Genomic DNA, 21118 nt, shown 5'->3' with positions numbered 1-21118 from the left:
AAGCTTCTATATACGTTCTCGAGCGCAGTTGCATCGATGCCGCTCGCCTCGGCATGGGTGGCGGGTCTTCGGCCTTTCGGCCAGCGGATACGGTAGGGCTTTAAGTAGTTGTGCCACATAAGGTAGGCCCAGAGGCGCAGCATGCCGTTTGCGACATTGCGGTTGAAGCAGACACTCTCACGATGGTGGTTCGCCAGGTCCTTTCTGAGCTCGCGATCGGTGTAGTTCGAAGAAAAGAGTGGATTGTGGATCGTCCGTGGCAAGTGTGAAGAAATCGTCAGGTGCACGAGTCGCCCCTCTCCCTCACCCCAGTAGGCTGCAAGCTTCCGCACGAGGCGCGCATAGTCGGGCTTCTCATCGGTGATCAGCACGAAGGGCCTATGAGGCTGTGGCGGCTGCACAGCAAGGCTCGTCGCCAGCACCTCCCTGAATGACCGGCCGATCCCACCCCGTTCGAGCCGAATCGTCGAATAGAGCGCCTGTGCCTTCGCCTTCTGGTCCTGCCGCATGCTCCCTGAGCGTTTTCGTGTGCAGTGACTGACATCGAGCACGAAGCCGCTTGTCCGTCCCACCGCAATGGGGATTTCGTTCGGAAAGTACTGCGAGCAGTCGAAGGAGACAAAGCCGTCGATACAGATGTCTTCCTTGCCTCGCCGAGCGCGCAGCATCCGGGCGTGGAGTGCAATACCCTGGCGAGCCAGCCGGTCGATACGATTCGTAAGCAGCGAAAGCGAGCACCCGAGCGCGCGACTCATCCCCCTTAGGCTCTCCCCGCCTGCCAGCCTATAGAGCACATCCCGGTACGAGACAATGCGCTTGAGATAGTAGTGCGTCGAGTACGTCTGGGTGGAAAAGCTTTTTCCGCAGCGCGTACAACGGAACCGGCGCACCTTCCCGAAGGCCTTGGTAGCATACCAGCCAATCGCATAAGCCCAGGGCGAGGCAGGTGCCTCGTGATGGTAGGAACAGTCCGGATTGGGACAAAAGGCAAACCAGTGCACGAATACCCTCCTTGACCGCAGGGGCGGTCATAGAGGTATTCGCGCAAATCTACCCTGTTTGCTTCAATTCTTTACACAAGGTTGAGAGCACTACTCTCACGACTCTTCGGCAGAGAGCATTTCGGCAATTTCCATCCACTCTTCGTTCAGATTTTCCGCTTCCTGCTCGAGGGCTTCAATCGAGGCAAGCGTAGCGCGGGTCTTTTCTCCATTCATGTACGTGGCAGGATGCGCGAGCTGCTCTTGCAGCTGCTGTTTCTCCGCAGCAATTGCCCCAATTCTGGTGGATATTTCCTCTTCGCGGCGTTTGAGTTTGCGCAGGTGGGCTTTGCGGGCTTTTTCGTTTTCCCAATCGGTTACAGGAGGCGAATTTTGCCCCACGTTCTCCACCGGCCGGGAGAATGCGCTCTGGCTCAGCGTTTCGCCGGCTGCTTCCTGGGCCTTTTTCTCGAGGTAATACGCATAGTTGCCATGATATAGCCGCGGAGACGTGCCACAGGAAAGCTCGAGCACTCTGTCCGCAAGCTCGTCGAGGAACTGGCGGTCGTGCGAGACAAAAATCACGGTGCCTTCGTATTTTTTAAGCGCCTCAAGCAGGATGTCCTTGCTGGTCAGGTCGAGATGGTTCGTGGGCTCGTCAAGGACGAGGAGGTTCGAAGGCTTTAAAAGGAGCTTGAGCAGAGCCAGCCGGGACCGCTCGCCGCCGGAGAGCACGGAAATGGGCTTTTCGATGTCGTCGTCGCGAAACAGAAATGCACCCAGAAGATTGCGCAATTTGGGCAGCATGTCTGGAGGGCACACCGAGGCAGCTTCTTCTTCGACTGTCGCGCTCGATTCCATGAGCTCCGCCGATTCCTGCGAGAAATAGCCGATCTGCACATTCGCGCCAAGGCTTATGCTGCCAGTTAAATAGGGGTCAGACCCCGAAATTAAACGCATGAGGGTCGACTTGCCTGCCCCATTGGGCCCGACAAGCGCAAGCTTTTGCCCACGCTCAACCTCGAGCGAAAAAGCGCCAATTACGAGCTGATTCCCATATGCTTTGGAAAGATCGCGTATTCGCACAACAACCTGGCCGGATCGTGGCGCCGGCGGAAAGGAAAAGTGGATGCGCTTCATGCCTTCGGGAATTTCAATCGGCGTTATTTTCTCGAGCATTTTGATGCGGCTCTGCACCTGGGGCGCTTTGGATTCCTTGTATCTGAAGCGGCGGATGAAATCCTCTATGCGCTGGATTTCTTCCTGCTGGCGCTCCCAGGCTTCAAAGAGCGCAGCCAGTTCCTGCGACCGGCGAGCTTCATACTGGCTGTAGGTGCCCGCATAGCGCGTGAGCGTGCCGCTAAAAAGCTCGTAGACTTCCCTTACTGTCACATCGAGAAAATATCGGTCGTGCGACACAACGAGGACTGCGCCCCGATAATCCTTGAGGAAATTTTCAAGCCATGTGCGCGCTTCAAGGTCGAGGTAATTCGTGGGCTCATCGAGCAGCATGATATCCGGGTCCTCGAGCAGAATCCTTGCAAGCGCAAGACGCATCTGCCAGCCGCCGGAGAGCTCGGCCGCGGGCCTGTCAAAATCGCGATGCTTGAAATCGAGCCCCCGCAAGACGTCGGCAATTTTTTCTTCGCGCCTCCAGTAGCCGGCGTTCTCGAGCGTCTCTCCGATTTCGTGGTGCTGATCGAGCAGCCGCGCTGTCTCTTTCTCGCTCAGCCCTGAGGATTCGAGCTGGCGGCCTATTCGCTCCTGTTCTTCGACCAGATTGCGGAAAAACCGGAACCCTTCCTCCGCGATGTCATGAACAGTGCCGTATTCGAAGCGAATGCCGGTCTGCGGGAGGTACACGACGCGCGCACCTTTGGAGATGATCACGTCGCCTGCATCAGGCTTGAGAAGCCCTGCGGCGATCTTCATGAGTGTGGACTTGCCGGCGCCGTTCGGACCTGTCAGCGCAGCGCGCGAACCAGCTTGAAGGTTGAGTGTCGCATCCCGGATGATATCGCGGGCACCGAATGAAAGCGCTACCCCGCTGAGTTGTATGAAAGCCATCCTATTTCACCACAAGATAATAATTTACAAAAGAAAATCTGGAGTCGAGGCTTTCGGTCGTTCCCCGAAGCGTGACTGGGCTGGCTTTGGCGATGACGAGCTGGCCATTCTCGAAGCGATAGACATAATCTTCCCTGTCCGGCTTGTCGCCGACCAGCAGGGAAAATCCTCCCATCCACGCGGAAGAAAGCGAAGTGCCAAGGTGCAGGCCGAAACGGATTTTGCCTTTGATCGGGACGCTGGCGGTTGCGGCGCTGGAGGCCGGGGCATTGGAGGCCGGGCCGGCTGTTGTCGGTGCTCCGGTTGCCGGGGCGCCTGGTATAGCCGCGCCGGCCGAACCAGCAAGGATTTCCGGCGCAAAACCAGCCGGCAATTGATCAGTATGGCTCCATTCGAACGTACCTCTTGCATCAATGCTCAAGATGCCCGCAAGATCCGAAAGGAAGGTGATTGTCGAGGTTGAGGTCGAGGCCGAGGTCGCGTTCGACTGCGCCATCGCGCTGCGCTGGAAGAACGCTTTCAATTCGGAATCGCGCCGGGAGTTTTCTCCCGAGAGCACGACAGGAATCGACGTGTCGAGCTTGATGAATCGAGCAGACTGAGCATTTGATCCCCAGCCTTCATCAGGCAGCACAGAGTCTGTACCGCTCCAGTCCGCAACAATCGTGGATTCATTTTCGAATCTCACGCGGAGCTTCGAACCTTCGAATATCAGCCAATCCCCACCCTGGCTCACAGACGAAAAGCGGAACACGCTTGAATATCCAGGCAATTCGATCCGCACCTGCGAATTCTTGGCATCGGCAAAAAGGCCATACTGAAGCGCAAAGAGATCGGGATCCACTGCATCGTCATCGAGCATGAGCTGGTAATATGCCGGCCGCCATGGCTGTGCATAGATCATGTCGAGCAAGGCCGCGCTCGGAGCGGGCGACGTTCCTATCACAGGAGCGGCGGCGTTTTCTTTTTCTTCGTAGAGAACCATTGTGTTGCTGAAGACATATCCGCGCGTGCCGTCCGTTGCTTGTACAAAGTACCACTCACCCGGGAGTGCCCTTCCGCCGGTGAACACTGCTTCGCCGTCGACCCTGCTCAGCACTTTGACCGATTCACCAAGTCGCAGGCGATAGACACGCCGCGTGCTTACGCTTGGTTTTTCGCGGACAGGAAGGCCATCGCGGCCCGCGGAAAGATAGAGCGATGCAAAAGGCGCAAATTCTTTTGCGCGCTTTTCCGCCGCATTTTTTGACGAAAAGAATTCGAGCGTCGACAGGGGAACTTCAATCTTAGCCTTGCTGTCGTCCGGCAGTCCGATAACATAGGTCTTGCTGATGTTCGATTTGAGATATACTGGCACTACAGCCCCGGCCTTGGCGGTTGTGCCTTTGACCGACCAGATGACCACTCCCCAACCTTCCAGTCTAGCGCATCCAATACCCAAGGTTGAGAACACTAATGCAAGCACCAGCCCAATGAGCAAAAACCGTGCTGCATGCATGTTTTCGTTCGAATTCAAGCTCATATTTATCAAGTGTACATTGCGAACCTTTTTCTGGCTAGTTATTGAGTGCTATACTTAGATTATGTCAGATACACAGCCAGACAAGACTGCCCGGGCAAGCACCCAGACTCCCCGGCTCCACGCTGCAATAGAAATCGGCTCAACCGGCATACGGCTCATCGTCGCAGAGCTCGACGCAAAGGGCAGCTTGCGCATTCTGGACAGAGCTTCGAAGCAATCCCGGCTTGGCCGCGATGTCTTTACCATGGGAAGCATATCGCGTGACGGGCTGCGCGAGACAATTGCGATCCTCGGCTCTTTCAGCGAACTATTGCAAGGATATGGGCTCAAGCCGGACGACATACAAGTAATAGGCACCAGCGCGCTGCGCGAAGCAGCAAACAGAGACACATTCATCGACCGCGTCAACTTGCAGACAGGATTCCATGTCCGCATTGTCGAAGATATCGAAGAAAACCACCTCATGTACCTCGCAGTGCAGAAAGCGCTCCAGGATGAGCGTTCCTTTCTTTCCAGAGCGAATGCAATGATCCTCGAAGTAGGCGGCGGTACGACCGAAGTCATGCTGCTCAAAAAAGGGCAGATGGTTTCGAGCCACAGCCTGAGCATCGGAACGCTTCGCATGGACGAGCAGATTCGCGAGTCGGCCCGCCAGCCTCGCGAATTCATCGAAATGTACCTCGAAAGCAATATCAAAACTGCCTGTGATGTGCTGGCCGAAGATTTGCCCCTGGACTCTGTGCGCACCTTTGTGCTGATCGGATCGGATGCGCGCTTTGCTGCCTATTGTCTTTCGGGCAAAAATTTCGATCATTATGCGGTGCTCGACCGCAATCAATTTGTCGAATTCGCAGATTCGGTTGCCAGCATGAGCCTGCAGGAATGCATGGCGCAATATCACCTCTCCTGGAGCGAAGCTGAAGGGTATGCGGCTGGCCTTACCATCGAACGGATGTTCCTGGAAAAGACAGGCGCGGATATCGTCATTGTTCCGAATGTTTCCATCCGTGAGGGCATTCTTCTTGCGCAAGTGCAGGGCATGGATCAGAAAATCGAGCAGGAACTGCGGCGCCAGGTCGTTGCCTCCGCGCGATCGCTCGCAAAGCGCTTCCATTACGATGAAGACCATGCTACCCATGTCAAAAACCTGAGTCTTGAGCTGTTTGATGCCCTCAAGAAAGAACATGGGCTGGGGAAGCATGAGCGCATGCTGCTCGAAGTTGCAGCAATTCTTCATGATATAGGAACATATCTGCGGACGAGCGGCCACCACAAGCATGGCGAATACATCGTCGCGAATTCGGAAATTTTCGGCCTCAACCGGGAAGACATCAATATCGTATCGAATGTGGTGCGCTATCACCGCAAGAGTCCGCCGCTTGCCACGCATGTCAACTACATTGCCTTGCCGCGGGAGGCGCGGATTGTTGTATTGAAGCTCGCAGCAATCCTTCGGGTAGCGGATGCGCTCGACCGCAGCCACTCCGGAAGGGTTCGAGAACTCTCGTTCGAACGCACTGAAGATCGCTTTTTGATGCGGCCATCGCAGTCACTCGATTTTTCGCTCGAAAAACTGTCGCTTGCGGAGAAGGGCGATATGTTCGAAGATGTATTCGGCCTCTTGCCGGTACTGATCTGATGTTCGAGGTACAAAAGGAATGAATAAGCTCCCGATGCTGAACCGCGAACTGTCTTGGCTCGATTACAATGCCCGTGTCCTCGCCGAAGGCCTTAAGCCCTCCACTCCGCTCCTTGAAAAGCTGAATTTCATGCGGATTTTCGCATCCAATCTCGATGAATTCTTTATGGTGCGTGTTGCGGCAGTCAAATCAGCCTTGCTGAACAAACAGACAAGTGAAGAATGGGCTGGCATGCACCCCCGCGACCTTCTCGATGCCATCCATCAGAAAGTGCAGCAGCAGTACGATACGCTCTATGCACATCTTCATGAAATAGTGCTACCTGGCTTGGCGGCCAACGCCATCCATCTGCTTTCGCAGGATGCATGGAGCTCTCGTGAATGGCGCTATCTCGAGCGATTCTTTGCTGAAAAAGTCTATCCGCTTCTGACGCCGCTGCGCTTGGAGCCCGATTATTTTCCCTCCACTGGCAGCCTTCAGGTGCATGTTGCATTCCGCCTCGAAGGGGAACAGTCGATCGCAATCGTGCAGGTGCCCAAAAATATTGATCGATTTATCATTTTGCCTCAGGATCTGACCATAGCGGCCGAGCCCGAAGCCGGCCAGCCTCAGGGCAATGTGCTCCGTATTGCGTTGCTCGAAGATGTTGTGCTCGCATTTGGCAGCAAGCTGTTTTCAGGCCTCAAAGTGCAGCATGGACTCATTTTCAAGGTCAATCGGGATGCAGATTTCAGCGTGGACGAAGACCGCGATGACGATTTCTTAGCCGCAATGGAAGAGGTTTTGACCGGCAGACAGAATTCCACGCCGGTGCGCATGGTGTACACGGGAAGTGACCAGATTTTGGTGGATGCATTGATGCGCAGCCTCGCGCTTGGCCCCCTCGATGTGTACCATGTGGACTGGCTGCTCGACCTTGGCAGAACAACTGCGTTATGCGATCCTGAGTTTTATCGCGGGCACGGGTTAGTGCCGGCACCTTCGCTTTTTTTCTCTCAATGGAAGCCCGTGCGCAGTTTCGACGAGAAAGGCAGCATCTTCGATTGGATCGATGAACATGACCGCTTTGTGAATCTGCCGTATGAATCCTTCGATGTCGTTCAGCGCTTTATCGAAGAATCCGCGAACGATCCTTCTGTGCTCGGCATCAAAATCACGCTGTACCGCACAAGCGGCATGGGCTCTCCCATTGTCCATGCGCTGGCAAAGGCCGCAAGAAGCGGAAAACAGGTCGTGGTAGTCCTCGAATTGAAAGCCCGATTCGACGAAGAAAAGAACATTTCGTGGGCAACGGAACTCGAGCAGGCGGGAGCCATTGTCACCTATGGAGTGGCGCGGCTGAAAGTACATGCAAAAGCGGCACTGGTAATTCGCAGGCGGCAAGACGGGAGCATCGCTCGCTACCTTCATCTTTCCACCGGCAACTACAACGAAAAAACCGCGCGCAGTTATGTAGATTTTTGTCTATTTACCGCCCACGAGAGCCTCTGCACCGATGTCGCGCTCTTTTTCAACATCCTTACCGGATACTCCAGCATCCAGTCGTTGTCATTCATCGCAGTTGCTCCCTTCGATTTGAAGCAGCGCATAATCGCCTTGATTGACAGGGAGGCGTCGCAATCCACACCAGAGTCGCCTGGCCTTATCATCGCAAAGCTCAATGCCCTCTCTGATCCGGATATCATCAAGGCGCTCTACAACGCGTCAGCAAAGGGCGTACAAATCATGCTCAATGTGCGAGGTGTATGCACGCTCATCCCTGGCTTGCCAGGCATTTCCGAACACATCGAAGTGCGATCCGTGCTTGGGCGCTATCTCGAACATGGCCGAATGCTCTATTTCCGCAATGCCGGGAGCGAAGAGCTCTATCTTTCCAGCGCCGATTGGCTCAGCCGCAACATGGAAAAGCGCATCGAGCTACTCTTTCCGGTGCTGGATGCAGAACTCAGGGCCCGGTGCAAGGATATCCTCATGGCCTATTTCAAGGATAACACGCATTCCTATCGCCAAGACCAGCTTGGCGAGTGGGAGGACCTGTCGCAGACCGGGACTGGGGGCGAGGCGCGACTGTGTGTTCAGGAACGCTTGTATAAACTGGCAAAAAAGGCCCTGCACAGCAGAGAGGAAAAAGAAGAAATACTGCAAGTGCGGCGATCGAAATCGGCAACGGCAGCGCCGGCTTCCAAAAATCCGGGGGATTGAGCGGTATGAAAGCAACAGAAGAAACACTGAAAAATATCCGAAAAAAGCAAGCTTTTATCATCGATATGGATGGTGTCATTTACCATGGCAATGTGCTTTTGCCGGGGGCTGCCCAATTCGTGGACTGGCTCAGGCGGCAAAAAAAGCGCTTCCTTTTTCTGACCAATTCAAGCGAGCGTTCGCCTGAAGAGCTGTCGCAGAAAATGGCACGGCTTGGCATCGATGTGGGCCCCGGGCATTTCTATTCGAGCGCGCTCGCTACAGCAGCGTTTCTTGCGAATCAGAAACCGAATGGCTCGGCCTATGTCATTGGCGAGCCAGGGCTCATCCATGCTCTGTACCGCGTCGGTTATACCATGAATAACATCAACCCCGACTATGTGGTGGTGGGCGAAGCAAGCAGCTACAACCTGGATACGCTTATAAAGGCGGTGCGATTGGTGATAGGCGGCGCAAAGCTGATCGGCACCAATCCCGACCTCACCGGTCCGGGAGAAGGGGGCCTCGTTCCTGCGTGCGGGGCCTTGGTCGCCCCGATCGAGCTTGCGACCGGCCGCAAGGCGTATTTTGTGGGCAAGCCCAATCCCCTCATGATGCGCCATGCGCTCCGCACGCTGGGCGCCACCCGCGAAGAAACAGTAATTATTGGCGACCGGATGGATACCGATATCATCGCCGGCATCGAGTCACAGATCGAAACAGTGCTTGTGCTGACGGGGGTCACTGCCAGGCAAGACCTTCCGAAATACGCGTATGCGCCCGATCACGTCCTCGAGGGCATATTCGAAATTCCGGAAGCGATAGAGCACACGCCCGACGAAGCGGCTGCCGGCAAAATGTAGCTTGCAAAATCGCGCCCGGCGAAGCGGCCGCCGGCAAAGTTGCGCCCGACGCTTAATTCCCAAGCCTCACAAGGAGAGCCGGCGACGGCGGTATGTCGCTTCCGCGGGGATAGTTTACCGGTTCTCCGGAAAGCAGCTCTGTGCCGTGTATATCGAACGGCGCAAGCAGGCGAGCCGCCCTGCTTGTTTGCCCTCGCCCGCCCCCGCCTGCCCGCGCGATAAGCAAGTAGTTGCCGCTTTTGACCATTGCCTCTTCGATTGGGGTTGCTTCGCGCGCAGGCGCGGTGCTTCGCAGGCAGAATACGACATCATCATCAAAAATGGACCATGAGAAAAAAGGCGCGTCGCGCTTTGCTTCAGTTGTCGCCTTCAAGCTCGATACAAAAAATTGCTCAAAATGCGGGTCGCCGCCTGATGGTTCAATGGGATCCCGTTCAAAAAGGCTCGGCCGGTGTTCGAGCGCTAATTCCTGCCCCATGTAGGTAAGCGCCACGCCCGGCAGAAACTGGTACAGAACCGTCCATGCTTTCAGCATATCGCCCCTGCCAAACCTCGATGCCGCCCGCTCCTGATCATGGTTCTCGAGAAAGCGCAGCTTTTTCGCACCTTTCGGGTACAGCGTCTCCTGGGCATAGAGATATTCGAAATATTTAAAAATAGGGGTCTGACCCCTTTTTTTAAATTTTTTAACTTCAAGGCGCTCCCAGCCGTCGTAGTCGTAGGTAAGATCGAATGCCGCCGCATGCAGTTCGGGCTCGCTCCACGCCCCGTACCCTTCGCTCCTCATGCGGCGCAAAAAAGCCGGGTGCACACTCTCGGCCAGCCACACGAGCGGGCGCAGTTCCTTGCGCACTCCGGGGTCGTATTGGTTCACCCGTGTGCGCGCCTGTTTCCAGAATTCTGCCGGCACAAGCGATGCCACATCGCAGCGGAAGCCATCCACGCCCCTGTCGCGCCACATCGCGAGCGTCGAAATGAGCTCGACCCACAAATGCGGCGAGGCAGAATAATCGAAATCAACCACATCGCTCCAGTCCTCGCACTTGCGGGCGGGCTTGCCATCCGGCCCTTTCAGGAACCACTCCGGGTGCTCCCGGGCAAGGACTGAATCCGGCGAGGTGTGGTTGTAGACGACATCGATCATCACCTTGAGTTCGTTTGCGTGGGCAGCCTCGACAAATGCTTCGAAATCCACCAGTGTTCCGAGCTCCGGGTTGATAGCTCTATAATCATATATCGCATAAGGACTTCCGAGCAAGCCTTTGCGGGCTTCCTTGCCAATGGGATGAATCGGGGTAAGGTACACCCAGGTAAAGCCCATGCTCGCGATGTGCGCAAGTTGAGGAATCGCGGCGCGGAATGTGCCCTCCTTCGTAAAATTTCTGAGATAGATCTGATAGATCGCGTCAGTTTCGGAAATCATAGTGTGCTCCATCGGCTCTTTTCAGAGAAATAAGCGCTATGAAATACGCGCTCTGGAAGCATATCAAAGCGCCCGAGAATAGACAACAGAAAGCCCTCGCGCGCATGGGCCCCCTTGGATGCGCGATACCTGCTCCTGCGCAGTGCTCTTCCCGGCCGGCTTCCCTTTTGATATTCTTTCATTATGAATAAAGGAATATATGACAAAAACTCTGGCCCCGCGCACAATATAGCAGTTGCCTCACTTGCAATGGCTGCTATCTGGCTCATCACCCCGCTTCGTCCCGCCGTATCCGCAAACGAGCAAAAAACCGCAATGCTCGCATGGGGCGGCGATCTCGTCGTGCAAACCGTCTATGGCCAGAGAATTGCAGAGCCGCCTTCGCGAGGCACTAGAAAAAAATGAGTGATGCCAAAAGCCCGTCTTTTGCCGAAAATCCGCGCCCGCTCGACACTGAGACTACACCTTTCCCCGGGGGCCCGCGAGCGCCCGAAACTGATTTCGACGACGCATTTGCCGCCGCTGCGCGCGATTACCGAATGCTTCTCGACAAGGAATACCCTGTCGATGCAAGCCTCAAGCTCGTCGGCGACAGATACCGCCTTTCGCACAACGGACGAATGATGCTGTATCGCGGCATTCTTTCGCGCAGCGCTTCTCAGATAAATCTTGCCAAGCTTGTGCGCGCTTCGTGGGAAGGCGCGGAGCTTGGCATCGACGGCTACAATGTGCTGTTTACGCTCACCAATTACTTACATGGCCATCCCATGTTCATCGCAACTGATGGCTTTTTGCGGGATGTCGGAGGCGCGCATGGGCGCATCGCGGACCATCGGGGCTTCGAGCGTATGGCCGAGGTGGTGGCGGAAATGCTCTCCCAACTCAACCTCAGCAAGGTAACCTTTTTCCTTGATGCCCCAGTTTCATCCAGCGGTAAGCAGGCAGCCTTCCTGAGAGAAGCATTCGCGCGCTGCGCCGTTAATGCCGAAGTGCGGCTGGAAAACGGCGTGGATCACTTTCTGGCCTGCTGGGAAGGCGAGCTCATCGCCACCGCCGACTCGGCGATCATCGCGCGCACCAGTGCCCACGTGTTCGATCTTGCGCGCTACATTCTCGAACGCCAGTTCAACGCGCATTTTCCGCCGCTCGCAAGCCTCATAGCTTAAAACGCCGGCACAAAGCTCCCGTTATATTTACTTATAAGGTAATCCTTTACTTTTTGAGTCTGGAGTGCTTTCACAAGCGCCACGACGCGCGGATCATTGGCATCGCCTTTGCGCACTGCAACGATATTCGCATAGGGCGACTCGGCACCCTCCAAAATCAGGCTGTCGCGCGCTGGGATAAAGCCCGACTGCATGGCCCAAGTGCCATTGATAATCGCTGCCGCGGCATCGTCCAGTGTGCGCGGAAGCTGTGGCGCCTCAATTTCCCTGAAAACAATGCGCTTCGGATTCTCCGCGATGTCGCGGATCGTCGCCTTGAGTCCCGCCTTCGGGTTGATTTTTATGAGACCCTTGTTCTCGAGCAAAATGAGCGCTCTCGCTTCGTTCGTCGGGTCATTGGGCAGTGTGATTACCGAACCTGCCGGGATATCCTCGAGCTTCTTGTATTTCCGCGAATAAAGGCCGAGAGGCGCAACAAATACCTGGCCTGCTGACTCGAGCTGCAGCTTTCGGTCTGCGCAAAAATCATTCAAGTAAGGCAAATGTTGGAAAAAGTTCGCATCGAGCTGCTTTTCGGCAAGAAGGATATTCGGCGTGACGTAATCGGTCAGCTCGACAATTTCCAGCTTAATGCCCTGCGCCTCCAGATCCGGCTTTACCAGCTGCAAAAGATCACCGTGCGGAATCGGCGTCGCACCCACCTTGAGCGTCACCAGTTTCCCGCCCGTCTGCGCGAAACCGCTCGCTACGAAAAGCGCCAGAAAGGCGAACGCGATCAGAGTTCTTCCTAAACTAGGCGCTCTTTTAACTGCCGCTGCGGCCTTGCCGCTCACTTTTGTCCCCTTCATCCATGAACCTTTCATACAAACCTCCAAAGAATACAATATTCCCTGCCTTCATACCGAAGGCATTGTGTGCGACGGATCGAAAATCGAGAGATTTAGCGCTTGGCCCTGATGCTTCTGGCTATCGCCGTCCCCGAAAACTGAATGAGCTCCACCAGAATGATAATGGTAACAACCGCAACCGCCATGACATCGCCGCGGAACCGCTGATATCCGTACCGGATCGCCAGATCTCCCAATCCTCCGCCGCCGATGACGCCCGCCATGGCCGAATAGCCAAGCAGGCTTATCATTGTCAGCGTGAGGCCGGAGACCAGCGACGGCAGCGCCTCAGGTATCAGAATCGCGAAAAGAATGCGCGTTTTCGAAGCAGCGCAGGAAATAGCCGCATCGATGACGCCGGAATCGACTTCGGAGAGGGCAGATTCGACAATGCGTGCAAGAAACGGTATTGCGGCAACCGACAGGGGGACGATGGCTGCTAGTGTTCCCAAGCTTGTGCCAACGATCAGCCGCGAAAGCGGCAGCACGAGCACCATCAGAATGATATAAGGGAATGAGCGCAGCATGTTGATCGCACGGTCCGCGAGCCGTTTTGCGAATCGCGCGCCGCGATGCTTGCCCGCAAACCGGTCGTTCGACAGCGCAAACAGAAAAATGCCCACCAGTCCGCCCAGAATTCCTGCGATCAATGTCGAGGCTGCTATCATCAGCAGCGTTTCGCCAAGGGGTTTGGCCAGTAAACTCAGTGCTTCATTCATGCTGGCCCTCCTTCAGAAAGGCTTTTGCAGCAGCCGAGCGCGGGTGAGCAAATATTTCCGAAACAAGGCCTTCCTCGACGATGCTGCCGCTGGCGATTACCGAAACCGAATCGCAGATGCGGCGCACGACTTCCATCTGGTGCGTCACCATTACGACAGTGAGCCCCAGCATGTCACGTAGATTGCGTATAAGATCGAGCACCGAACGGGTTGTCTCCGGGTCGAGCGCGCTTGTCGCTTCGTCGCTGAGCAGAATCGAAGGATGGTTTGCGAGGGCCCTTGCTATAGCTACGCGTTGTTTTTCTCCGCCTGAGAGCCTGGATGAAGGTCGGTCTGCTTTGTCGGCAAGGCCTACCAAGTCGAGGAGCTCCTGAACTCGCGCGCGGATTTTTGCGCTCGGCCAGCCAGCCGCCTCGAGTGGAAACGCGATATTTTCCCCAGCGGTGCGCGAGGCAAAAAGATTGAAGCTCTGGAAAATAAAGCCTACTTTTCGCCGCGCCTCGAGGAGTTCCTGTCCGCGAAGCTCGTGCACGGGCGCATTGATTCCTTCGAAAAACACCGAGCCGCGGTCAGGCTTGTCCAGAAGCCCGGCGATGCGGATGAGTGTGGTTTTTCCTGCGCCGCTTTTTCCGATAATGCCGTGAATCTGGCCCTTCGGCACATTGAGCGAAATCTCGTCGAGGACAGTATGACTGCCAAAGGCTTTCGAAATTGCATCGAGTCGCAAAGCTGTCCGCGGGAAAATGCTGGCTGAAACTGGAATATCCTGGAAGACTGCCCCAGAGGGCATAGTACGATCCCCGGCGAGCGGGGCTTGATAGGGTGGGTGCGCTATGAGCGCCTGGTTCGCGGCCTCCTCGGGCCGCCCTGCATGAAACATACGAAATTCTGTGTCTGGTTCATATGCTTTCCTTTAGCGGCCAACTCTAATGGAATTGTGCCGCATATGTCAATACAGCCCCTCGCCTTCTTTTGCAAGAATATACGGAAATGACTCAAGCCGCTTGCGGCGCTGCACCATCATCCCGACCAGCAGCGCGAGCACAAAGCCCGCCCCGGCACTGGCGACTGCAGGGCCCTCGGTTGGCGCACGGAATACAAGCGCGCCAACCCCATACCCCACAAAGAGCATAATGAGCGGCAAGCCGAGCACCCAAAACGCGCTCTTCGCCTGCTCAACAGAGGGTACCTCTACAATGACATTCTCGCCTTCTTTAATGGAGATGTGGTTCTTGTTATACGCGAGCAGATTGCTCATGCGTATTTTGCATGTGCCATTGTTGCCGCATACGCCGCATCCCTCCTGCATCTTGACCGCAATGGTCACCATATCGCCATCAATTTTGGTTACTGTCGCTGCTTCCTTCATCGACTATCTCCTTGCCCTGAATGCGGAACGATTCGATCGAAAGCGCAACACCTTCGTCATCGAATCGAATGCATACACCCTGCGCTTCCGGCTGCGCGCTTGCATCTTTTCCCCACGCCGGGACCCCTGTGAGGAACTCCTTCACCTTTACCTCGGGATCAAAACCACCTACTGATAATATACTGCCAATTCGCCCCAAATCAGTAATCGCTGCAGTCTTTTTTGGCAGAATCCGCGCATCTGCGGTGAGCACCTTGCCTCCTGTTCCGAGCAGTGCCGATACTTTGCCGTCTGCATGGCGAGCAAGCGAAAGCTTTTCAGCCGTCGTTGCCGCATGAAAATTGACAACAATGCAGCTTGTTTCCCGATGCAGAATATGGCTCAGCTGATCAACCGCAAAAAATGGGTTGTCCGCATGCACTCTCGCAAAGCCCGACTGGCCAAGCAGCGCAACGACTGCAATTTTTTTGCCTTCTTTCTGGAAGATTTTCCAGCCGCGGCCGGGATCGCCTTCAGGCAGGTTCGCTGGCCGCAAGACCCACCCAGCCTTTGGATAGAATTCCGTCATATCCGGTTTGTAGTATGCCGCCTCGCCCATCGTTATGCAGTCTATGCCGAGTTTGCGCAGATACACCGCATGCTGGATGCCAAGCCCTGCCCCGCCTGTCGCAGAATCCGCATTTGCGAGAACAAAATCAGGCTGAAATCGCCTGCGGATTTCTGCCATTGTGCTCTTGACCGTGAACACGCCGGTTTTGCCTACGATCTCACCAAAAAATACTATCGTTATTGCCACAGTCCGCTATCGTATACAGGAAAGTGCTCGTTGTACAACCGGCCGCTGCCTTGGCTTTCGCGATCTTACTAGGCGCCGGACATGCCATTGGACTGGCGGGCTTCAGCTGCTGCCTACTGCCTGTCGTATTTCAGCACCTCATTATGCACATATTCGAGCTTAATGCCTGCCATCTTGAACATTTCTTCGCTTTCAGCTGCGTCGTGGTATCGATATTCAGCGACCACGCGCACAATGCCACAGTTGATTATGAGCATTGCGCAGGTCCGGCATGGAGTCATGCGGCAATACAGCGTCGCGCCATTGATGGCGACGCCCCGTTTCGCAGCCTGGCATATCGCATTCTGCTCGGCATGGACAGTGCGCACGCAGTGTTCGGTAATCGTGCCATCTTCATGGAGCATTTTCTTCATTTGATGTCCCACATCGTCGCAATGAGGCAAGCCGGCGGGCGCGCCGACATACCCTGTCGCGAGGATCTGGTTATCTTTTGCTATAACGCAGCCCGAGCGACCGCGATCGCAGGTAGCGCGTTTTGCGATAGCATTGGCAACTTCCATGAAATATTCATCCCACGTTGGACGGCGATAATCTGACACCATATCCTCCTTGCAGCGAATCGATCGAGACTCATCTTAGCACAGATTTGTTGTGCGCTTAATATTCATGCGCTTTTTTCCGCCAGCCCTTGCAGACAGCACACAGCCTGATACATAATGAGCACTGATTGTGGCGTGCAGCCGCCTCCAACCATATTCCGAGGAGACTTCCGGATGAAGCATCGCAGTGTCTTTTCTGCAATTATTCTTGTGCTGTCATCATTTTCCATCATTTCCTGCCAGGCTCAGGAATCGCGCCCTGATGGCATGTACGCGATTCTCAAAACGAATAAAGGCAACATCGTCATTTCGCTCGAATTCGAAAAAGCACCTCTGACTGTCGGCAATTTTGTCGGCCTCGCGGAAGGAAAACTCGATGCCACCAAAGGAAAACCCTTTTACAATGGGCTTACTTTCCATCGCGTGGTTGCCGATTTTGTAGTCCAGGGCGGCGATCCCATCGGCGATGGTACAGGTGGACCCGGTTATCGCTTCCCGGATGAAATCGTCCCCGACCTCAAACACGATGCTCCTGGAGTCGTTTCAATGGCGAATGCAGGGCCAAACACCAATGGCAGCCAGTTTTTCATCACGCTCGAAGCAGCTCCATGGCTCGATGGCAAGCACTCAGTGTTCGGAAAAGTCATCGAAGGCATGGATGTCGTCAAGCAGATCCAGCAAGGCGACCGGATCGAATCAGTCACCATCCAGAGGTTCGGCGCTAAAGCCAAAGCCTTCGACGCTTCCCAAAAAGCCTGGGATCAACGCCTGAGCGCAGCGTATGCCACCCTCAATGCACTGAATGCTCAAAAAAGAGAGTCCGATCTCGCCTTGATCGCCCAGAAATGGCCTGATCTCAAGCCCGATGAAAAAGGCATTTTCCAGAAAACCATTCGCAAGGGCTTCGGCGATACTCCGAAGACTGGCAGCAAAGTCTCGGTCATCTACAAAGGTATGCTGCTCGACGGTACCGTGTTCGATCAATCCAGTCTCTCCGGCGGCCCTTTCAGTTTTACAATCGGCAAAGGCGAAGTCATCGATGGCTGGGATAGTGTGGTAAGCACGATGCAGAAGGGCGAAAAGCGCTTTGTCATTATTCCCCCTGAGCTTGCGTACGGTGCTCAGAGCATCGGCGATGTCATCCCGCCGAACTCGTTCCTGGCATTCGAAATCGAGCTCGTATCCATTCGCGAGTAGTGCAGCGGACGGGCGGGGTGCCTGAATGCTCGTTTCGCTGGGCGCCTCGCACGGTGCAGCACCGCAATCCTTACTTTGGAACAATTGGAGATATTGAATATTTGCAGCCTATTATCAATGCCATTGGAGATTTTGGAAATTCCGATTCACGAATATCTCTAATATTCATGATCATTTCTTTCTAAATCAATGAATATCATCTAATATTAGGCCTAATTCTTCACTCCTTCACAGTACTATTAATATCAGAGGTGAAGGAGATGAAAGGCATTTCGAGAATTGCAATTCGCAGTTTTCTCGCAATTATCCTTATTCTTTCTTTGCCCTTTGCTGCTTCCGCGCAGACCCCAGGCAAGACAAGCGCGACTATCCAGCTTGCGGTTTATGTACCGCCTGTTCTACAGCTCTCGCTCGATTTTGCCCCAAATGGCGCTGCAAACATTGTCGGTTACCTCGGTACCAATCCAGGTGGATTCAGAAACGGCTTCGAGCTGAAGCCCTATTCCATTTTCAATCTTGGAGCAGCTCGCCTTGTTTCCAATCTTACATCGAGCTATTCCATCGTTGTCCAGTCCATGAACGGCGGCAAATTGAAAAATCAGAGCTCCGGAAGCGAAATCGCCTACGACCTGCTCATCGGAGGAATGCCGGCAGCACGCTATGGCGATTCATTCCGCATGGTCACCGCTATGAAAACCGCTCGCGATGGCACTGATTTGCCAGTGAGCATAGCTCTCGGAAACATTCCTGCAAGCGCCTCATACGGCGTCTATTCCGATAGCCTGTTATTCAATGTCATGGCTAACTAATTGCTAAAGCATTCCTTGCCCTTGTCCTGGTGATATAGGATTTAAGGGCAAGGCAGATGCTGCAATTCTTCTGCGCCTGCTTTTAACCCTCTTTGAACTCTTGTCGCTTTTGCAGTATCTTTATTACAAGAAACGTATATTTTCAAACCCTGCGGAGGCACCATGACAAAAGAAATCCAGATGAACTGGCTCGATGGAATGGCTTTTCAGAGCGAACTTGACGGCCACACTCTAGTAATCGATGCAGACGACTCGGTAGGCGGCACAAACCGCGGCCCCCAACCCAAAGGCCTTTTGCTCGTCTCGCTCGCTGGCTGCACGGCAATGGATGTCATTTCTATCCTCAAGAAAATGCGCGAACCGGTGAGCTGGTTCAATCTCAAGGTGAGCGGCGACCTCACCGAAGAGCACCCAAAGAAATTCACCAGCTTCAAGGTAATCTACCAGTTCAAGAAGAGCGACGGGCTCAATCCCGATAATGTGCAGAAGGCTGTCGAACTTTCGCAAAACAAGTATTGCGGCGTCAGCGCAACTCTTCGCAAAGCCGCAGATCTGGCATGGGAAATCGAATATATCTGAGCCGGCATCTTGCTCAGAATGCGCTTTTTTGCTATACTTGCGAAAAGGTAGCTTATTTTCCTGCATCTGTGATATTTTGCGCTATTTTCAACTATTTTCACACAGTTCAGTCCTGCTGCCGCGAATATGACACCCCCTGATAGGGGTGTCTTTATCATATTGCTCTGCAAGAGGTACTCAGCACAATGGCATTTGACATTCAGATGATGCGGAATATCGGCATTTCCGCGCATATCGACTCGGGAAAGACAACGCTCTCCGAGCGCATTCTTTTCTATTGCCGAAAAATACATGCAATTCATGAAGTAAAGGGCAAAGATGGCGCAGGCGCGACAATGGATTCTATGGACCTCGAGCGCGAGCGCGGCATCACCATTCAGTCTGCGGCAACCAATGTCCAGTGGAAAGATTATGCAATCAACCTCATCGATACCCCGGGACACGTCGATTTCACAATCGAGGTCGAGCGTTCGCTGCGAGTGCTCGATGGCGCGATTCTCGTGCTGTGCTCAGTGGCGGGCGTTCAGTCCCAGTCGATCACAGTCGACCGTCAGCTCAAGCGCTACCATGTGCCCCGCCTCGCCTTCATCAACAAATGTGACCGAACCGGCGCTAATCCATTCAAGGTAAAAAGCCAGCTTGGTGAAAAACTCGGCCTCAATCCGGCTTTCGTGACCATTCCCATTGGTCTCGAGGACAAATTCGAGGGCGTCATCGACCTCATCGACATGAGGGCAGTCTACTTCGATGGCCCCAATGGAGAAGAGCTCCGTTTCGCCGAAATTCCCGCCCATCTTGTCAAAGATGCCGAGCGCTACCGCGAAGAACTGCTCGAAGCAGCTTCGATGTTCTCCGACGAGCTTGCCGAAGCGTACCTGGAGGGCGAAGTAACCAAAGACCTTTTGCTTGCAGCCATCCGCAAAGGCACCATCGAAGAGAAATTTGTGCCGGTTTTTGTAGGCTCAGCATACAAGAACAAAGGCGTGCAGCTGTTGCTCGACGGCGTCGTCGACTTCCTGCCCAATCCTTCCGAACGGCACAATGTTGCGCTCGACCTTTCAAACAATGAGGCAGAGGTCGAACTCAAGGCTGACGACAAGGCAAAAACAGTCGCTCTTGCCTTCAAACTCGAAGATGGTCAGTATGGCCAGCTCACGTACGTGCGCATCTACCAGGGCATGATCCGCAAGGGCGACGAGCTCTACAACACCCGCGCCCGCAGGAAATTCAAAGTCGGCCGCCTTGTGCGCATGCACGCTTCATCCATGGAAGACATCAACGAAGGCAGTTGCGGTGACATTGTCGCGCTTTTCGGCATCGAATGCGCCTCGGGCGATACGTTCTGCCACCCCGATCTCAATTATGCAATGACGAGCATGTTTGTCCCCGAACCAGTCATCTCGCTCGCAATCAACCCGAAAGATACCAAGAGCTCAGATCAAATGAGCAAGGCGCTCAACCGCTTCACCAAGGAAGACCCGACGTTCCGCACCTATGTCGATCCCGAGTCCAACCAGACCATTATCCAGGGCATGGGCGAACTTCACCTCGAAGTCTACATCGAGCGCATGCGCCGCGAATACAAGTGTGAAGTCACCACCGGCATGCCGCAGGTTGCCTACCGCGAAACCATCACCCAGCGCGCCGATTTCAACTACACCCACAAGAAACAGACCGGCGGCTCAGGCCAGTATGGGCGGGTTGCGGGCTATATCGAACCTTTGAAAGACGAGCACTACGAATTCGTCGATATGATCAAGGGCGGCGCTATCCCTGCCGAGTTCATCCCGTCGTGCGACAAAGGTTTCCGCGCAGCCATGGAAAAGGGAACGCTCATCGGCTTTCCTGTGACGAACGTGCGGGTCGTTATCAACGACGGTCAGAGCCATCCTGTCGACTCTTCGGATATCGCATTCCAGCTTGCCGCCATAGGCGCGTTCAGGGAAGCGTACGAAAAGGCAAAACCGGCGATTCTGGAGCCGATCATGAAAGTCGCGGTCGAGACGCCCAACGAATTCCAGGGCAATGTCTTCGCATCGCTCAATCAGCGCCGCGGTATCATCATGGCCAATACCGAAGACGGTACATTCTCACGCGTCGAGGCTGAAGTACCGCTCTCGGAGATGTTCGGCTATTCCACCGTCCTTCGCTCGCTTACCCAAGGCAAGGCGGAATTCTCCATGGAATTCGAAAAATATGCCAAGGTTCCGACATCCATCAGCGAACAGCTGCGCAAGGACTACCTGGAAAAACGCAAGAAGGACCAGAAGTGAATTCGCGCAGAAATCAATCGCGAGCCCAGCAAAACTGGGTTATAATTG

At 54.6% G+C, this 21118-nt stretch carries 19 protein-coding genes; 9 read left to right on the top strand and 10 right to left on the bottom strand.

The window, feature by feature from the left end:
* From GAP13_RS08850 to GAP13_RS08840, 3 genes are all read right to left on the bottom strand, one after another.
* The coding region (locus GAP13_RS08850) for a hypothetical protein (protein ID WP_158907966.1) at nucleotides 1–1001 on the bottom strand (1001 nt) is incomplete at its 3' end.
* A 96-nt stretch (nucleotides 1002–1097) separates the two neighbouring features.
* Nucleotides 1098–3047, bottom strand: a complete 1950-nt coding sequence (locus GAP13_RS08845) for an ABC-F family ATP-binding cassette domain-containing protein (protein WP_158907965.1) — start codon at nucleotides 3045–3047, stop codon at nucleotides 1098–1100.
* Between the two features lies 1 nt (nucleotide 3048).
* Nucleotides 3049–4569, bottom strand: coding sequence for an SH3 domain-containing protein (locus GAP13_RS08840; RefSeq protein ID WP_158907964.1), 1521 nt, complete (start codon nucleotides 4567–4569; stop codon nucleotides 3049–3051).
* Nucleotides 4570–4630: 61 nt separating this feature from the next.
* Between GAP13_RS08840 and GAP13_RS08835 the strand changes: the two genes are divergently transcribed.
* From GAP13_RS08835 to GAP13_RS08825, 3 genes are read left to right on the top strand one after another with little or no spacing between them, the layout of a single operon-like run.
* Entirely contained in the window at nucleotides 4631–6208 is a 1578-nt protein-coding gene (locus tag GAP13_RS08835; RefSeq protein ID WP_158907963.1) for a Ppx/GppA phosphatase family protein, read from the top strand.
* A 19-nt stretch (nucleotides 6209–6227) separates the two neighbouring features.
* Nucleotides 6228–8411, top strand: a complete 2184-nt coding sequence (gene ppk1 / locus GAP13_RS08830; RefSeq protein WP_158907962.1) for a polyphosphate kinase 1 — start codon at nucleotides 6228–6230, stop codon at nucleotides 8409–8411.
* A 5-nt stretch (nucleotides 8412–8416) separates the two neighbouring features.
* Nucleotides 8417–9253, top strand: a complete 837-nt coding sequence (locus GAP13_RS08825) for an HAD-IIA family hydrolase (RefSeq protein ID WP_158907961.1) — start codon at nucleotides 8417–8419, stop codon at nucleotides 9251–9253.
* A gap of 52 nt (nucleotides 9254–9305) precedes the next feature.
* Here the strand turns inward: GAP13_RS08825 and GAP13_RS08820 are convergent, their stop codons facing one another.
* Nucleotides 9306–10676 carry an alpha-amylase family glycosyl hydrolase gene (locus GAP13_RS08820; RefSeq protein ID WP_158907960.1) on the bottom strand — a complete coding sequence of 457 codons (1371 nt, stop codon included), beginning with the start codon at nucleotides 10674–10676 and terminating at the stop codon, nucleotides 9306–9308.
* 183 nt (nucleotides 10677–10859) lie between these two features.
* Here GAP13_RS08820 and GAP13_RS08815 point away from each other — a divergent pair, with 183 nt between their 5' ends.
* Nucleotides 10860–11081, top strand: a complete 222-nt coding sequence (locus GAP13_RS08815; RefSeq protein WP_158907959.1) for a hypothetical protein — start codon at nucleotides 10860–10862, stop codon at nucleotides 11079–11081.
* Complete coding sequence (locus GAP13_RS08810; RefSeq protein ID WP_158907958.1) at nucleotides 11078–11842, top strand: DUF434 domain-containing protein; 765 nt, start codon at nucleotides 11078–11080, stop codon at nucleotides 11840–11842. Before GAP13_RS08815 ends, GAP13_RS08810 begins: the two co-directional genes overlap by 4 nt.
* Here the strand turns inward: GAP13_RS08810 and GAP13_RS08805 are convergent.
* From GAP13_RS08805 to GAP13_RS08780, 6 genes are all read right to left on the bottom strand, one after another.
* Nucleotides 11839–12705, bottom strand: coding sequence for a MetQ/NlpA family ABC transporter substrate-binding protein (locus tag GAP13_RS08805; protein ID WP_241864326.1), 867 nt, complete (start codon nucleotides 12703–12705; stop codon nucleotides 11839–11841). The two genes, GAP13_RS08810 and GAP13_RS08805, sit on opposite strands and share 4 nt — an antisense overlap.
* A gap of 77 nt (nucleotides 12706–12782) precedes the next feature.
* Complete coding sequence (locus GAP13_RS08800; protein ID WP_158907957.1) at nucleotides 12783–13448, bottom strand: methionine ABC transporter permease; 666 nt, start codon at nucleotides 13446–13448, stop codon at nucleotides 12783–12785.
* Nucleotides 13441–14328 (bottom strand): methionine ABC transporter ATP-binding protein, encoded by an 888-nt coding sequence (locus GAP13_RS08795; RefSeq protein WP_241864325.1) that lies wholly within the window; start codon nucleotides 14326–14328, stop codon nucleotides 13441–13443. The genes GAP13_RS08800 and GAP13_RS08795 overlap by 8 nt, the downstream gene beginning before the upstream one ends.
* 69 nt (nucleotides 14329–14397) lie before the next feature.
* The gene (locus tag GAP13_RS08790) at nucleotides 14398–14817 is read right to left on the bottom strand and encodes a SoxR reducing system RseC family protein (RefSeq protein WP_158907956.1); all 420 of its coding nucleotides are present in this window, start codon (nucleotides 14815–14817) and stop codon (nucleotides 14398–14400) included.
* Nucleotides 14786–15613 (bottom strand): TIGR00282 family metallophosphoesterase, encoded by an 828-nt coding sequence (locus GAP13_RS08785; protein ID WP_241864324.1) that lies wholly within the window; start codon nucleotides 15611–15613, stop codon nucleotides 14786–14788. The genes GAP13_RS08790 and GAP13_RS08785 overlap by 32 nt, the downstream gene beginning before the upstream one ends.
* Before the next feature lie 113 nt (nucleotides 15614–15726).
* Nucleotides 15727–16215: a deoxycytidylate deaminase gene (locus tag GAP13_RS08780; protein ID WP_158907955.1), complete on the bottom strand. Its 489-nt coding sequence runs from the start codon at nucleotides 16213–16215 to the stop codon at nucleotides 15727–15729.
* A 171-nt stretch (nucleotides 16216–16386) separates the two neighbouring features.
* On the opposite strand from GAP13_RS08780, the gene GAP13_RS08775 reads away from it, so the two are divergent.
* The 4 genes from GAP13_RS08775 to fusA all read left to right on the top strand — a co-directional run bounded on the left by GAP13_RS08775 (nucleotide 16387) and on the right by fusA (nucleotide 21070).
* The gene (locus GAP13_RS08775) at nucleotides 16387–17409 is read left to right on the top strand and encodes a peptidylprolyl isomerase (RefSeq protein ID WP_158907954.1); all 1023 of its coding nucleotides are present in this window, start codon (nucleotides 16387–16389) and stop codon (nucleotides 17407–17409) included.
* Between the two features lie 260 nt (nucleotides 17410–17669).
* Nucleotides 17670–18218 (top strand): hypothetical protein, encoded by a 549-nt coding sequence (locus tag GAP13_RS08770; protein WP_158907953.1) that lies wholly within the window; start codon nucleotides 17670–17672, stop codon nucleotides 18216–18218.
* A gap of 162 nt (nucleotides 18219–18380) precedes the next feature.
* Nucleotides 18381–18797: an OsmC family protein gene (locus GAP13_RS08765; RefSeq protein ID WP_158907952.1), complete on the top strand. Its 417-nt coding sequence runs from the start codon at nucleotides 18381–18383 to the stop codon at nucleotides 18795–18797.
* 185 nt (nucleotides 18798–18982) lie between these two features.
* Nucleotides 18983–21070, top strand: coding sequence for an elongation factor G (gene fusA, locus GAP13_RS08760; protein WP_158907951.1), 2088 nt, complete (start codon nucleotides 18983–18985; stop codon nucleotides 21068–21070).
* Nucleotides 21071–21118: the final 48 nt, after the last annotated feature.

The organism is Rectinema subterraneum (assembly GCA_009768935.1).
GTDB lineage: Bacteria > Spirochaetota > Spirochaetia > Treponematales > Rectinemataceae > Rectinema > Rectinema subterraneum.
This window is presented reverse-complemented; position numbering and strand designations above follow the sequence as displayed.

What these genes read in the sequence shown, in the direction of transcription:
- GAP13_RS08810 (WP_158907958.1), top strand. Translation starts at nt 11,078, where the DNA reads ATGAGTGATGCCAAAAGCCCGTCTTTTGCCGAAAATCCGCGCCCGCTC.
- fusA (WP_158907951.1), top strand. Translation starts at nt 18,983, where the DNA reads ATGGCATTTGACATTCAGATGATGCGGAATATCGGCATTTCCGCGCAT.
- GAP13_RS08845 (WP_158907965.1), bottom strand. Translation starts at nt 3,047, where the DNA reads ATGGCTTTCATACAACTCAGCGGGGTAGCGCTTTCATTCGGTGCCCGC.
- GAP13_RS08790 (WP_158907956.1), bottom strand. Translation starts at nt 14,817, where the DNA reads ATGAAGGAAGCAGCGACAGTAACCAAAATTGATGGCGATATGGTGACC.
- GAP13_RS08795 (WP_241864325.1), bottom strand. Translation starts at nt 14,328, where the DNA reads ATGTTTCATGCAGGGCGGCCCGAGGAGGCCGCGAACCAGGCGCTCATA.
- GAP13_RS08775 (WP_158907954.1), top strand. Translation starts at nt 16,387, where the DNA reads ATGAAGCATCGCAGTGTCTTTTCTGCAATTATTCTTGTGCTGTCATCA.
- GAP13_RS08770 (WP_158907953.1), top strand. Translation starts at nt 17,670, where the DNA reads ATGAAAGGCATTTCGAGAATTGCAATTCGCAGTTTTCTCGCAATTATC.
- GAP13_RS08765 (WP_158907952.1), top strand. Translation starts at nt 18,381, where the DNA reads ATGACAAAAGAAATCCAGATGAACTGGCTCGATGGAATGGCTTTTCAG.
- GAP13_RS08825 (WP_158907961.1), top strand. Translation starts at nt 8,417, where the DNA reads ATGAAAGCAACAGAAGAAACACTGAAAAATATCCGAAAAAAGCAAGCT.
- GAP13_RS08820 (WP_158907960.1), bottom strand. Translation starts at nt 10,676, where the DNA reads ATGATTTCCGAAACTGACGCGATCTATCAGATCTATCTCAGAAATTTT.
- GAP13_RS08835 (WP_158907963.1), top strand. Translation starts at nt 4,631, where the DNA reads ATGTCAGATACACAGCCAGACAAGACTGCCCGGGCAAGCACCCAGACT.
- GAP13_RS08815 (WP_158907959.1), top strand. Translation starts at nt 10,860, where the DNA reads ATGAATAAAGGAATATATGACAAAAACTCTGGCCCCGCGCACAATATA.
- GAP13_RS08805 (WP_241864326.1), bottom strand. Translation starts at nt 12,705, where the DNA reads ATGAAAGGTTCATGGATGAAGGGGACAAAAGTGAGCGGCAAGGCCGCA.
- GAP13_RS08840 (WP_158907964.1), bottom strand. Translation starts at nt 4,569, where the DNA reads ATGAGCTTGAATTCGAACGAAAACATGCATGCAGCACGGTTTTTGCTC.
- GAP13_RS08800 (WP_158907957.1), bottom strand. Translation starts at nt 13,448, where the DNA reads ATGAATGAAGCACTGAGTTTACTGGCCAAACCCCTTGGCGAAACGCTG.
- ppk1 (WP_158907962.1), top strand. Translation starts at nt 6,228, where the DNA reads ATGAATAAGCTCCCGATGCTGAACCGCGAACTGTCTTGGCTCGATTAC.
- GAP13_RS08780 (WP_158907955.1), bottom strand. Translation starts at nt 16,215, where the DNA reads ATGGTGTCAGATTATCGCCGTCCAACGTGGGATGAATATTTCATGGAA.